General features: G+C 44.8%; 13 protein-coding genes. 3 read left to right on the plus strand and 10 right to left on the minus strand.

All coding sequences use genetic code 11. The features are described 5' to 3' along the window. Nucleotides 1–229: 229 nt before the first annotated feature. From ACQRBN_RS13280 to ACQRBN_RS13290, 3 genes are all read right to left on the minus strand, one after another. Complete coding sequence (locus tag ACQRBN_RS13280) at nucleotides 230–1,546, minus strand: replication-associated recombination protein A (RefSeq protein WP_427739491.1); 1,317 nt, start codon at nucleotides 1,544–1,546, stop codon at nucleotides 230–232. A gap of 59 nt (nucleotides 1,547–1,605) precedes the next feature. Further along, complete coding sequence (locus ACQRBN_RS13285; RefSeq protein WP_427739492.1) at nucleotides 1,606–2,343, minus strand: tRNA threonylcarbamoyladenosine dehydratase; 738 nt, start codon at nucleotides 2,341–2,343, stop codon at nucleotides 1,606–1,608. Nucleotides 2,344–2,489: 146 nt separating this feature from the next. Next, nucleotides 2,490–3,302 (minus strand): polysaccharide deacetylase family protein, encoded by an 813-nt coding sequence (locus tag ACQRBN_RS13290; protein WP_427739493.1) that lies wholly within the window; start codon nucleotides 3,300–3,302, stop codon nucleotides 2,490–2,492. Nucleotides 3,303–3,438: 136 nt separating this feature from the next. On the opposite strand from ACQRBN_RS13290, the gene ACQRBN_RS13295 reads away from it, so the two are divergent. After that, nucleotides 3,439–4,824: an MATE family efflux transporter gene (locus ACQRBN_RS13295; protein WP_427739494.1), complete on the plus strand. Its 1,386-nt coding sequence runs from the start codon at nucleotides 3,439–3,441 to the stop codon at nucleotides 4,822–4,824. 99 nt (nucleotides 4,825–4,923) lie between these two features. Here ACQRBN_RS13295 and ACQRBN_RS13300 read toward each other — a convergent pair whose 3' ends face one another. Beyond that, complete coding sequence (locus ACQRBN_RS13300; RefSeq protein WP_427739495.1) at nucleotides 4,924–5,493, minus strand: flavin reductase family protein; 570 nt, start codon at nucleotides 5,491–5,493, stop codon at nucleotides 4,924–4,926. 39 nt (nucleotides 5,494–5,532) lie between these two features. Beyond that, complete coding sequence (locus ACQRBN_RS13305; protein WP_427739496.1) at nucleotides 5,533–7,179, minus strand: putative manganese-dependent inorganic diphosphatase; 1,647 nt, start codon at nucleotides 7,177–7,179, stop codon at nucleotides 5,533–5,535. Between the two features lie 278 nt (nucleotides 7,180–7,457). Here ACQRBN_RS13305 and ACQRBN_RS13310 point away from each other — a divergent pair, with 278 nt between their 5' ends. Both ACQRBN_RS13310 and ACQRBN_RS13315 read left to right on the plus strand, forming a co-directional pair. After that, the gene (locus ACQRBN_RS13310) at nucleotides 7,458–8,165 is read left to right on the plus strand and encodes a S1 RNA-binding domain-containing protein (protein WP_427739497.1); all 708 of its coding nucleotides are present in this window, start codon (nucleotides 7,458–7,460) and stop codon (nucleotides 8,163–8,165) included. 26 nt (nucleotides 8,166–8,191) lie between these two features. Continuing rightward, a complete protein-coding gene (locus ACQRBN_RS13315) occupies nucleotides 8,192–8,530 on the plus strand; it encodes a hypothetical protein (RefSeq protein WP_427739498.1) in 339 nt (112 codons plus the stop codon). An 886-nt stretch (nucleotides 8,531–9,416) separates the two neighbouring features. On the opposite strand, the gene ACQRBN_RS13320 is transcribed toward ACQRBN_RS13315, so the two are convergent. From ACQRBN_RS13320 to ACQRBN_RS13340, 5 genes are all read right to left on the minus strand, one after another. Next, nucleotides 9,417–9,884, minus strand: coding sequence for an HAD family hydrolase (locus ACQRBN_RS13320; RefSeq protein ID WP_427739500.1), 468 nt, complete (start codon nucleotides 9,882–9,884; stop codon nucleotides 9,417–9,419). Between the two features lie 22 nt (nucleotides 9,885–9,906). Then, on the minus strand, nucleotides 9,907–10,326 hold the full coding sequence (locus ACQRBN_RS13325; RefSeq protein ID WP_427739501.1) for a C-GCAxxG-C-C family protein: 420 nt from the start codon (nucleotides 10,324–10,326) through the stop codon (nucleotides 9,907–9,909). A 110-nt stretch (nucleotides 10,327–10,436) separates the two neighbouring features. Then, on the minus strand, nucleotides 10,437–12,350 hold the full coding sequence (locus ACQRBN_RS13330) for an NAD(+) synthase (RefSeq protein WP_427739502.1): 1,914 nt from the start codon (nucleotides 12,348–12,350) through the stop codon (nucleotides 10,437–10,439). 96 nt (nucleotides 12,351–12,446) lie between these two features. After that, the gene (gene hslO, locus ACQRBN_RS13335) at nucleotides 12,447–13,322 is read right to left on the minus strand and encodes an Hsp33 family molecular chaperone HslO (protein WP_427739503.1); all 876 of its coding nucleotides are present in this window, start codon (nucleotides 13,320–13,322) and stop codon (nucleotides 12,447–12,449) included. A gap of 91 nt (nucleotides 13,323–13,413) precedes the next feature. Further along, entirely contained in the window at nucleotides 13,414–14,172 is a 759-nt protein-coding gene (locus ACQRBN_RS13340; protein WP_427739504.1) for a class I SAM-dependent DNA methyltransferase, read from the minus strand. Nucleotides 14,173–14,194: the final 22 nt, after the last annotated feature.

A 14,194-nucleotide genomic window follows, 5' to 3' on the forward strand; every position in this document is an offset into this window, starting at 1 on the left:
ATATGACTATGTGCATGCTCACTCTCCATTCCATCTATATGACTATGTGCATGCTCACTCTCCATTCCATCTACATGACTATGCACATGATCACTCTCCATTTCCTCTATATGACTATGCGTATGCTTATGCTCTATGCCATGCGCATGCATAGATTCATGCTCCACCTCATGCCTGTGTGTATATGTATCTTCTGTATTTCTCATAAAAACCAGTCCTTTACCAATTTCTAATTCTTTCTTATATATTCCATCCACGCCTTGATATCCCTCTCACGCCCATTATCACTCGGCTCATAGAATCTCTCGCCCGCAATCTCATCCGGCAGATATTGCTGATCCACATAATGATTCGGATAATCATGAGCATACTTATAACCAATCCCATGCCCCAGTTTCTGCGCTCCTTTGTAATGAGCATCCTGCAGATGAGATGGAACTGTCGTCTTCGTACTCCTTACATTCTCTAACGCTGCGAAAACTGCATTGCATGCCGAATTACTCTTTGGCGCCGTTGCCACATACAGCACCGCCTGAGACAAGATAATCTGCGCCTCCGGCATTCCAATCCGTTCGACCGCCTGGGCAGCCGACACCGCCACAGTCAGTGCCATAGGATCTGCATTGCCCACATCCTCTGCCGCACAGATCATGATTCTTCTGGCAATAAACTTAATATCTTCCCCTGCATACAGCATCTTCGCAAGATAATAGACCGCCGCATCCGGGTCAGAGCCACGCATACTCTTGATAAATGCAGAAATAGTATCGTAATGATTGTCTCCTGTCTTATCATAACGCACCACCCGTTTCTGAATACACTCCGATGCCACATCCAAAGTCAGGTGAATCTTGCCATCTGCACTGCGCTCCGTCGTCAGAATGCCAAGTTCCACTGCATTCAGCGCATTTCTTGCGTCTCCGCCGGAGATATCAGCCAGAAACTCCAGCGCATCCTCTTCAATGACTGCACCGTAACTTCCCATTCCCTTCTCCATATCATAGACCGCCCGGCGAAGCAACGTCTTAATATCTTCTTTCTCCAGTGGATGCAGTTCAAAGATACTGGATCTTGAGATCAGCGCACTATTTACTTCAAAATAAGGATTCTCTGTTGTAGCACCAATCAGAATAATGGTTCCGTCTTCTACAAAAGGAAGAAGATAGTCTTGCTGTCCCTTATTAAACCGATGGATCTCATCAACGAACAGGATCGTCTTCTTCTGATACATTCCCAAGGTATCCTTCGCCTGACGCACCACCTCTTCCATATCCTTCTTGCCCGCAACCGTTGCATTGATCTGGGTAAACTCCGCACTGGTAGTATTAGCAATCACCTTCGCAAGCGTAGTCTTCCCGGTTCCCGGAGGTCCATAGAAGATGATCGAACTTAACTTGTCCGCCTTAATCGCCCGATACAATAACTTGTCCTTACCTATAATATGCTGCTGTCCAACCACCTCTTCCAAAGTTGTCGGACGAAGCCGGGAGGCAAGCGGCGCCTCCTTGTCCATATTCTTCTCTCTCATATAATCAAATAAATCCATATTTCATTCTCTCTTTCTGCAAGCTTCTCAATCATGAAAGAATCGCGAAGCCTCGCCTGTTATCCCAGATTACTCACAAGTTCCCGAATCACCTCTCCGGCGATCAGAAGCCCTGCCACCGGCGGAACAAAGGACACGCTTCCCGGAATCGCTCTTCTGCTTCCCTTATCCTCTCCAGTCTCCCTTGCCGATACATCTACCGGCTTCTCCTTCGAATACAGTACCTTCAGATGCTCTATTCCCCGGGCACGCAGTTCCTTCCTCATGACCTTGCACAGCGGACATACCGAAGTCTTGCTGATATCCACAATCTCGAAAAGTTCCGCATGCAATTTATTTCCCGTTCCCATGCAACTGATGATTGGTATCTGATATTCCATCGCTTTTTCAACCAAAATTAATTTGGCAGTAACCGTATCGATTGCGTCTACGATATAATCCGGTCTGCCTTCCGTCCCATTTTCGAATAACTGATCGACATTCTCTGGCAAAACGAACATCTCATGAGTAATTACCTCAGTCTGCGGACAGATATCCCTGATTCTCTCCTTCATGACCAGCGTCTTATGCTGCCCCACCGTACTGTGGAAAGCAATCGACTGACGGTTAATGTTCGTCAGGGACACCGTGTCATTATCCACGAGAATCAATCTTCCCACGCCGCTTCTTGCCAATGCCTCAATACAATGGGAGCCAACACCTCCAACGCCTAACACCATGACGGAAGCATCTCTTAATCTCTTTAGATTCTCTTCTCCTATCAATAACTCCGTTCTGGAAAATTCATTTACTGACATTTTACCCTTCCTCATTTATCTCTATATTTTTCTCTATATTTATCTTTATATTTATCTCCATATTTATCTCTATATTCATCCATATATCTCCCGACTGCCGCTAATTTTCCCTCTTGTCAAGCCAGAACACCATCCGTAACCAGAGATTAATTCATAATCAACTCATCCACGGTCACGAATTCAAATCCCTCCTCTTTTAGGATATCCACAATCCGAAGCGCCGCATCCACACTGGAATCATAACAGTCGTGCAATAGAATAATATCATCTTCCTCGGCTTCCGTCACTACTTTATTCACAATTTCGTCCACATTCTCCGTGGTCCAGTCCAGTGGATCTATCGTCCACATAACAGGCATTACCTCAATCTCAAGTTCCAGTTCCCGCTGCCACAGTCCAAAAGGAGGACGCATATATTCTATATGTTTGCCAATAATAGAATAGATCACCTCATCCGTATCCAGAATCTCCTTTTTTGCCTGTTCATCCGATACTTTGGTAATCTCTACATGATGATAGGTATGATTGCCAATCAGATGCCCTTCTTCGTCCAGACGCTTCACAAGTTCCGGATTCTCTTTTGCATTTTCCCCAATCAGGAAAAATGTTGCCTTTACCTCTCTCTCTTTCAGTCCATCCAACAATCTTCCTGTGCATTTGCTGCTCGGCCCGTCATCAAATGTCAAGGCGATTCTTGGCGGCTCTTCCACCATTGAAGAACCTACATATGATACTGCTTCCTCAATCCCTTTCTCCTCCCCCATCTTTTCGGACGACTTCTGTTCATTATCTTCCTGCTCGCTTACCGACTTAATATCCGCATCTTTCGTCTGCCCGATCAGTTCCCTTAACTGCCCAAAATTCTCCGGATATACAGAGATTCCTACCAAATTCAGTAAGCAGAATGTATAGAATAATCCACATAGAATCTTTATCTTATGACGCTTTACTGTATCCATCGCCATCACCTCTTACTGTTTAGCGCTTCATTTATTTATATGTAAGTTCGCAAACCAGTATGTAATCCATTGCAATATATATTGGATGATGATATGCTATAAACACTACGTTTCAGGTCTACAAGGAGGTTCTATCATGTCAGACATTCAGACAAAAGATACTCCCGTACAGGAGAACAAGATGGGAACCATGCCGGTTCCAAAACTATTACTTAGCATGTCCCTGCCCATGATGCTATCCATGCTGGTGCAGGCTCTCTACAATATCGTTGACAGTATGTTCGTCGCACAGTTGAATGAGGATGCCCTGACTGCGGTGTCACTTGCATTCCCGATCCAGACTCTGATGATCGCTGTCGCTTCCGGTACCGGAGTCGGTATCAATGCCCTGCTTTCACGCAGCTTAGGCGAAAAGAATTATGAAGGTGCCAACAATGCTGCCAGAAATGGATTATTCCTGGGAATTGTAAGTTGCATTGTCTTCGCTGTGATCGGCGGATTCGGGTCACATCTCTTCTTCGCAATGCAGACGGATAACCAGAGAATCGTTACCTATGGCACACAGTATCTGACCATTATTACCATATGCTCCGCCGGTATCTTTCTTCAGATTACTTTTGAGCGGCTGCTTCAGTCCACTGGTAAGACAATCTATAATATGATTACCCAGGGTACGGGTGCAATCATCAATATTATTCTGGATCCAATCCTGATCTTCGGGCTCTTTGGACTTCCCAGGCTGGAGGTTGCCGGTGCCGCGCTTGCTACGATTATCGGTCAGATTGTCGCCGTATTCTTATCGTTTTATTTTAACATTAAGAAAAATAAAGAGATCAGTATCAATCTCAGAGGGTTCCGCCCTCACCTGCGCACCATTACCGTTATCTACGAGGTCGGCATTCCTTCTATTATTATGCAGGCAATCGGCTCTGTCATGACCTTTGGAATGAACAAGATACTTCTCATGTTCTCTTCCACAGCAGCAGCAGTATTCGGCGTGTATTTTAAACTGCAGAGTTTTATCTTCATGCCGGTCTTCGGGCTGAATAATGGAATGATTCCAATCATCGCTTTTAACTACGGTGCCAGAAATAAAAAACGGATTACCCAGACCGCTAAGCTAAGCGTCGTAATCGCCGTATCCATTATGCTGATCGGACTAGCCATCTTCCAGACACTTCCAGGAGTCCTGCTTAAGAATCTGTTCGATGCTTCTGAGCATATGCTCACGATCGGAGTTCCGGCGCTTCGGATTATCAGCCTTAGTTTTCTGTTCGCCGGATACTGTATCATCGTTGGTTCCATTTTCCAGGCACTAGGAAATGGCATCTATAGTCTGATCGTATCGGCAGCCAGACAGCTATTCGTGATTCTTCCGGTTGCTTATATATTTGCCAAAGTCTTCGGACTGTCTATGGTATGGTGGTCCATTCCGATTGCGGAGATCGTATCGGTAATTCTATCGACAATACTTCTGAAGCGAATCTACCGAATGAAGATTCAGCCTTTAGATAACGAATAAAAACGTGGCGTAAGATATCCAGGATTTTTTCTGATCCGTGGGGTATGCTTACGCCATATTTCATAATATAATCTTTTATAATTTCTTCTTATATGATTTCTATCTTTTCTTTTTTACGCTCCAGCCGAATCCTCCCAGTTCTTTTCCGAGACTTAAATATTCTCCGTGAGAATACGCCAGAAGTCCGGTAGCATTCAAATCAAATTTTCCATTCTTCTTCATATATTTTTCATCTACCTGAACTGCCTTCACTTCTGCCAGAAACATATGATGTGATCCCAGTTCCTTAACCTCTGTCACCTGACATTCTATATTCACCGGACTTTCCTGAATAATCGGGGCATAGGACAATTTCTCACTTTTCCCCTTTGTCAACTTCATTTCTTTCCATTTATCCACATCTTTTCCTGACTTTACCCCACACCAGTCCGTAGCATATGCCAGTTTCTCCGTGGTCAGATTCACTACGAATTCCCCCGTCTCCTTAATCATATGATAAGAATAACGCTCCGGTCTGACGGAGATATAGAGCATCGCCGGATTCGTACAGATGGTTCCGGTCCATGCTACGGTCAGAATATTCGCATTCCCTGCCTTATCTGCGGCGCTTACCATCACCGCCGGAAGGGGATACAGCATATTGCCGGGCCGCCATACTTGCTTTCCCATGGTACACTTCCTTTCTTTTGCACAAATGCTTTTTTTCACTTACTGCTGCAATGCGCCAACTAACGTCGGAATCAACTGTTTCTTTCTGGATACTACGCCTTTTAACACAATCTTTTCTGCATCCTCTCTCAGATCAAACGCATCGATAATATAGGCTTTCGCATTATTTCCGCAGCAGATCAATTCTGTAGATTCATCCAGAATATCTGTCAGCATAAAATAAACCATCTGAAGATTATGCGACTTCAGCACTTTTGGCATATGCGGCTCCAGAACTCCCCTGATCTCCTTCAATTCATCTTTATTCATAGAATTAATCTGTCCCACGCCAAATACAATATCATTTACCGTAAACTGCTTGAAATCCTGGAAGCAGATCTCTTCTGCGCTCTTGCCTTGAAGGCTGCTGCCCGCCTTGAACATCTCGCCGGCCATCTGTTCCATATTGATTCCGGCAATCTTCGCCAGTTTCTTGGCAACCTTCTCGTCCACCTGGGTACAGGTCGGAGAACGGAACAAAAGCGTATCTGATATGATTGCAGAACAGAGCAATCCTGCAATCGTCGGTGTAATCTTCACGCCATTCTCCTCATACATCTGATAAACAATCGTCGCTGTGCATCCAACCGGCTGATTACGGAAGAATACAGGTCCCATAGTCTCGATATTGCCAAGTCTGTGGTGATCGATGATCTCCATGATATCGGCCTCTTCGATTCCATCAACTGCCTGGGACTTCTCGTTGTGATCTACAAGAATCACCTTCTTCTTGCTGACATTCATAAAACGTCGTCTGGATATAAAACCTTTAAAATGTCCATGACGGTCCAGAATTGGGAAATCACGGAACTTCTTCTTTGTCATAGCCTCTTTGATCTCATCTACATAATCTGTCATACGGAATGTAACAAGCGGCGCCTTCGTCATAAAATGCTTTACCGGAATACTCTGGTTGATCAGACGTGCCGCAGTAAATGTATCGTGAGGCGTGCTAATGATGACGATGCTCTGCTCCTCCGCTCTGCGGATCAGTTCATCAGATACCTTCGCTCCCTGGCACACGACAAGACAACTTGCATCAATATCTACCGCACACTCCTGAGATTCATGCCTGTTCCCCAGAATAACCAGGTCATCCTTCTCAATGAATTCCTCCATAAGATCTGTATTCGAAGCCGCAATCGTTACCTTGCCCTTCGTAAAATATCCATGCTCATTCCCGGTAATCAATGTGCCGTCTAATGTCTGCACAATATTCTTATACTGCGTTCTGGCACTTGACAATATACAATTATCATAGACATCCATGTAAGAAGTTGCAATATCTCCGGTAGAAATCACACCCACCAGTTCTCCCTCTTTTAGAATCGGAAGGGTCTTGACATTCTGCTCCTTCATCTTAGCCCAGGTATCTTTGATCGATACATTCGGCTCTACACCTTCTACCTTATGGATATCCATATCCTTTACCTGCATCTTTACATTCGGAAGAAGATTCGGAGGGCTCACTTTGAATTTCTTCAAAACATAATGTGTCTCCTCATTAATCTGTCCGGCTCTTCTTGCCACGTATTCATCACCTGTAATCTGTTTTTTCAAATTCGCATACGCAATCGCAGAACAGATTGAATCTGTGTCCGGATTCTTATGTCCTACGACATATACTTTTCCTATTTTCTTTCCCATATATATTCACATCCTTTATTTACTCGCTTATTGATTCGCATATTTATCTACATCTTCTGATTCTATTCATATTATGCTTTGATTCATGCTATTTTCTAAAAGTTTTACATGCTCATTACAATGCCTATAAGTAAGAGTGCCATTTTTTTTGCATTTCGTCAACTACAAATTCTATGATATATACGTTTTTTTCTTTGAACATTCCCCCTATTGTATGCTATACTAGTAACAGCATGTGAGAACGTATGAGTCTCGAGAGTTAGAAAGGGAATGTTACTATGAGCGAAGAATTATTACGAGAAGAAACAACAGAAGAGGCTGCTGTAGATAGCACAGTGGAGACAATGGCAGATCTGGAGGATCATTTTGACGATGCCAATCCATGGAATCTTGTAGCTTCCTATATGGAACAGGGGACAGTTCTTCCTGTCAAAGTCGAAGGAATCGTTAACGGCGGCGCCATCGCTATGGTAGAAGGGCTTCGTGGATTCATACCTGCTTCCAGATTATCCTTATCTTATATCGAAGATCTGGAAACATATCTGTTAAAAGACATCGAAGTCAGAGTAATCGACGTAAATCAGGCAGAAAACCGTCTGGTATTATCTGCCCGTGAGATCCTGAAAGAAAAAGAAAAGAAGGCTCTGGAAGAAAAGATTGCTAATGTAAAAGTTGGAAGCGTTGTAACTGGCAAGGTAGAGACACTCCAGAACTATGGCGCATTCGTTCGCCTGGAAGATGGATTATCCGGTCTGGTCCACGTATCCCAGATCAGCCAGAAGCGTGTAAAATCACCACAGGATGTCCTGAATGTAGGTGATGAAGTTCAGGTTAAGATCATCGGTGTTAAAGATGGCAAGATCAGCCTGAGCATGAAGGCTTTGGAGGAAGTGAAGGAAGAACCGGTAGAGAAGGTTGTAATTCCGAAGTCTGAGAGCATTGGGACAAGTCTGGGGGATCTCTTTAAGGGGATTAAGCTGGATTAGATGAGAATTTAGTTCTTGAAGAGTATATGTGGAGTGTACGACAGAAAGGGACAGTATGGCAGTTCATATCCGACTCCAATCGCCTACAATTCGTAGGTTCAAAAGAGGTCTGGAATCAGGAATCGAATGTAATCGTCGAAGAAAATCTGAAAGATTTTTCCGACTCAGACATTCTTGAATTCTGTGCTTGTGGCACAGAATTCATCCTGATTTCAGACCTCTTTTTTACCAACGGATTGTACGGCTCTTCTACGGATATGAACTGCCATACTGCCCCTCTCTGCCTGACATTCTTATGTGTGACTCTTCATGAACTGTGGGGATTCCTGACGAGGTGCAATGGGAACGGTATTGGCAGGAAATGATGGTTGAAATAAGATAAGGTAAGTAAATTAAGACAAGCAAACTAAGACAAGCAAACATGTTGATAGTTAGAACTGCTTGGAACTAGTTGGAATTAGTGGGAACCGGATTGCTGATGGATGTGTATGAAGTATTGCCACCAGCGGCAGTAATTTGGGCAGTGCTAGACCAGATTATTGATGATTACATACTATGACTCAGGGTTTTAGGCATTAGGGTATGTAATATTGACGAAAACAGAGCAGGAATCCCTGACAATTACATACCACAAAATCCATATGCGACATAAAGGTATGTAATATTGGCGAAAACAAAGGGAAAATCACTCGAAATTACATACCACAAAATCCGTATGTGGTGCGCAAGGTATGTAGTGGCAATAAAAATCAGCATGAAATCACCGCAAACTACATACCCGTAGAGCAGCCAAGTAGTTATACGGTATGTAATGTCAAACTCAAGACAGATAAAACAACTATACGACATAGATTAGATGTGATTATATCCCCTGCACTCTTAACATACTCCCCGTCAATAACGCTCCCCCCACATTCCTCACTGGAATCTCCCCAATGGAGACAGTCTTGAGTATACGGAGATGTCAGGTGCAAGGGCAGGGAAGCTGTGGGCTGTGGCTGTATCATGAGCCTTAGACCCCGTTACAGAAAAAGATACCGTCAGTTCGTACGAAACCAGGATCACAAGTCCTGGTTTCGAGGGCATCTGAATCGTAAGGCCATCAAGGGCTTACGGCGAATATGCCCGGTTAGAACTGACGGTATCTTTTTCTGTTACAGGGTCTTGGCGAAATAATCCGGTTGCAGTTCACAACTTCCCTGCCCTTGCACCGTACACCTCCGCCGCTCAACTTTCTACATTTAATTCCACCTACCCCCGCAAAGTGGCAACAATACGTTTGGGATTCTCTAGCAACTCCAATGCATCTATCATCGAAGTAACACAGATATCCACTTCCAATAAAAGTTTCCCATACATCCCCTCCCGGTCAGCCACCGCAACTGAAAGCGCACTGGCAGCGCACATCTGGCAATCATTGCGTCCGTTTCCGATTGCAATACAATGTTCTGCTCCCAGGTTCTGTATAATCCTTAACTTTTCCTGCATGGCTGCGTCATGCGGAAAGGTCAGAATCGTAACAGGGATATCTTCGCACATCTGCCTTGCGGTGCCATGGGTATCGGCGGTTAATACATAGATGGTCAGAAATTCTGACAAGATTCTAATCTTCTCTTTTACCTCATCAGGGATTCTTCCGTCTACTGCTATGGTACCGTTGTAATCAAGCACCAGATAGTCCAACTCCAAATTCTTATATCCCGGAATCTCAATTCTCATAGCGGCTACTTCCTATGTATCTTTACTTCTGATTCTCTTTGAAATACTCATCCACAAGTGCAGCCGCATCCTCAACACATTGGGTGCAGCATACCAGCGGCTGTGGACCATTCACATTCTTAAGGTCGCGGCAGTAGATAGATCTGTTCTTTTCCCGGAATTTTTCCGCTGCTTCACGGAACTTCGCATAGGTGTCCATCTTCGTAGCAAGCGGATGTGCCATGTCTCCGGCACTATTCGCCAGGCTTAATATCAGGAACATTCCTGTTACTGCTCCGCAGGTATCCTTTAACCCGCCCATACCAAGCCCGAAGCCTTCGGTCAATTTGAACATATCTTCTTCCTTCATTCCCAGTTCCTCGCAGTATGCGCATGCTACCGCCTGACAACAATTGTATCCTTTTTTGAAATTCTGTACTGCGATTTCTTTATTCGCCTTCATTTTTTACTTCCTCCTGATTTTCTCTTTTTTCGTTATGATGTACTGATGCCTGTTTCTTTGTCAAGCAAATCAAGTCGACCATTCTTCGGTCTGCATCTATATACACCTCATCACTTCACATTTTCCAGATCGCAAAGCCAACTTGTCACACAAGCATCGCTTGGCATTCTCCAGTCCCCTCTTGGTGACAGGGCAACCGTACCAACCTTAGGACCATCCGGCAGACAGGAACGCTTGAACTGCTGAGTGAAAAACCTGCGGCAGAAAGTATTCAGCCACTTATAGATTGTCTCATCGTCATACTCGCCTTTAAATGCATATTTTGCAATCCGGTATATCTTACTTGGCTCATATCCAAAACGCAGCAGATAATATAAGAAGAAATCATGCAGTTCATAAGGTCCTACCAGATCCTCCGTCTTCTGTGCAATCTCTCCATCCTTCGGCGGGAGAAGTTCCGGACTTACCGGGGTATCCAGTACATCATAAAGTACTGCCTTTAATTCTTCATCTTCACAAGTATCAGCATAATAATGTACCAAGTGTCTCACCAACGTCTTCGGAACAGATGCATTTACCCCATACATCGACATATGATCTCCGTTATAAGTCGCCCATCCAAGCGCAAGTTCTGACATGTCACCAGTTCCGATTACGATACCGCCATTCTGGTTCGCTACATCCATCAGCACCTGAGTTCGCTCTCTTGCCTGGGAATTCTCATAAGTGACACTATGGTCCTTTGGATCGTGTCCAATATCTTCAAAATGCTGTGTTACCGCAGCGCCAATCGGGATCTCTCTTAAGGTCGCGCCTAACTTTACCGACATCTTACATGCATTCTGATAGGTGCGGTCTGTGGTTCCAAAGCAAGGCATGGTCACAGCCACGATCCCTTTACGATCCATTCCAAGAGCGTCGAATGCTTTGGCGGTTACCAAAAGTGCCAGTGTAGAATCCAAACCTCCTGAGATACCTACAACTGCGCTTTTCGCCCATGCATGGGACAGACGTTTCTTAAGTCCCATCGCCTGAATGGTAAGAATCTCCTCACAACGTTTGGCACGCTCGCTCTCCATGCTTGGCACGAACGGCCTGGATGGAAATTCTCTGGTCAATGCTGTCTCTTCTATCTGAATATCGAATGGAATCCTGAGCAAGGTTCTCTCGCTCCTGGTCTGGAATGTGGTATTCTTTCTTCTCTCACTTAAGATACGCTTCAGATCTATCTCAGCGTAGATTGCTCCATTCTGGAAACGTTTGCTCGCTTCTAAGATCGTTCCATTCTCTGCGATGAGATTATGACCGCCGAATACCAGATCCGTCGTAGACTCGCCCTCTCCTGCATTGGCATAGATATAGCCGCAGATCAGACGTGCCGACTGCCCTTCGATCAGGCTTCTTCTGTAGGAAGCCTTGCCGATCGTCTCATCACTGGCAGAGCAATTGATGATCAGAGTCGCACCTTCTCTTGCTGCCTCAATACTTGGTGGAATCGGTGACCATACATCTTCGCAGATCTCTGCAGAGACAATCAGGGAATCCATGGAATTCGCTGTAAATAACAACTGTGGCCCGAATGGAATCTCCTCTCCGTCAAACAGAATTTCGCGGGCTGTTTTTGGTCCCTGGCGGAACTGGCGCATCTCATAGAATTCACCGTAATTAGGGAGAAATGTCTTTGTAGTGAGTCCCAGAATCTTTCCCTGATTCAAGGCTGCTGCCACATTGTATAGTTCCCCGTCAATCGCCAGCGGAACTCCTACGAATACCAGTGCATCCTTTCCCTCCGTATATTTTGCGATGGCACGCAGGGCATCTTTCGCATCCTCTAACAAAATATCCTGTGTAAAAAGATCGCTGCAGGTATATCCGGTTACACATAATTCCGGGAATACTACAATCTTCGCACCATTCTTAACCGTCTCATCAATCAGCGTGCATATCTTCTCCGTATTATAAGCCACATCTGCAACTTTAATATCCGGTGTTGCTGCCGCTACTTTCAAAAATCCATCTTTCATCTTCGATGTCTCACTCCTTTTATATGATTTTCCTATTCAATATCATTTCCCTGCTCAATATTCGCTATCTGGCACTCTAACCGGGCAAACACCACACTACTTGCTGCGTTTCACAATCTCTTTCAATTCATCTATCGTATAACGATACGCTGTATTGCAGAAATGACATTTTACCTCAATATCTTCTCCTTCATCGATCATCTCCTGGATATCCTTGCGACCGATGCTGACAACCGCCTGCTCCACTCTTTCTTTCGAGCAGTTACAGAAGAACTGTGTGGAAATCGTATCCGTAATCTCAAGTCCCAGGTTCCCCAAAAGTTCTTCCAGCAATTGTTCCGGAGTATATCCCTTATCGAGCAGTGCCGTTACAGAGGTCACATTCTTAAGATTCTCCTCTAACTGACTGATCGTCTTCTCTTCTGCAAATGGCATCAACTGTATAATGAAACCGCCCGCACGGCGCACCGTGTTATCCTTCTCCATCAAGACCCCCAAGCCTACCGAAGACGGTACCTGCTCTGAATTCGCGAAATAATAGGTCAGATCCTCTGCAATCTCACTGGTAACCAGAATGGTCTGTCCCGAATACGGCTCTTTTAGCCCCATATCTTTAATCACCTGCAACAGACCGATACCTACCGCGCCGCCTACGTCTAATTTCCCATTCTTTGGCGGAAGCATGACATCCGGATTCCCCACATAGCCTTTGACACTCGCATGACTGTCTGCTGTCACCGTGATTCCCTGTATCGGTCCATCACCACGAATCTGCAAGGTCAGCATGTCCGTATCATTCTTCATCATGCTTCCCATCATAGCGCCTGCCGTCAGAAGACGCCCCAGCGCCGCTGTTGCCACAGGGCTGGTGTCATGATGCTCTCTCGCTGTCTCTACCACTTGTTTTGTTGTCGCCGCAAATGCACGAATCTGGTTATTTGCAGCGGTTGCTCTTACAATATAATCGCTCATATACCTTTTACTCTGCCTTTCTGTTATATTCTTTTCTCTCTGTTATGATCTATTCATTTACCTTCTATATCTTCTGATATTCATAGGGTTCTTATTTTCCATATTCCTGGGCAATCACACAGATACGCTCGCTGGTGTGAAGAGGCGCCTTCTTCGTATAAGCATCATACGCCGCAATATAACGAAGCCCGGACTTTTCAATCAAGGATTTGATCCGTTTTAAGGTGTATGCCTTCTGATAATGCACTTCCTGATACCTTCGATACAGATCCGAATCCTCCTGACTTTGGACAAACAGCGTCAATTCATATTCATTGATCTTCTCATCTTCCGCATAATAGTTGTCCCAGATAAAACTGCACTCTTCCCGCTCTTCCGCGATTACCTGATCCCCCAGAATCTCCCGGTACTTATATTCTGTATTAAAATCAAAGATAAATATACCCCGTGGATCGAGATAATTATTCACCAGACGGAATACCTCTTCTAATTCTTCCTCATCCGTCACATAATTAATAGAATCACAGACACTGACAACCGCCCGCACCGTACCATATAACTCAAATTCCTGCATGTCCTGCAGCAGATACAGGATGTCATGTCCGCTCTTCATCCGTTTCTCCATGGCCAGTTCCAGCATATCCTCAGAATTGTCCACGCCAATCATGTCGTAGCCTTTCTCTGCCAGCAGTTCCGTCATGCTTCCGGTCCCACAGCCCAGTTCCAATACCAGCCCGTCCCAGATGCCATATTCCTTCAAAACCCCATGCAGATAGGATGCCCACTCTTCATAAGGGACATTGTCCATGAATGTATCATATACCTCGGCAAAACTCGTATAAGCCTCCATGCCGCTCCTCCTTTGCTATCAT

This window comes from Bariatricus sp. SGI.154, assembly GCF_050313795.1.
In the GTDB taxonomy this organism is placed as follows: Bacteria; Bacillota; Clostridia; order Lachnospirales; family Lachnospiraceae; genus CAMBRQ01.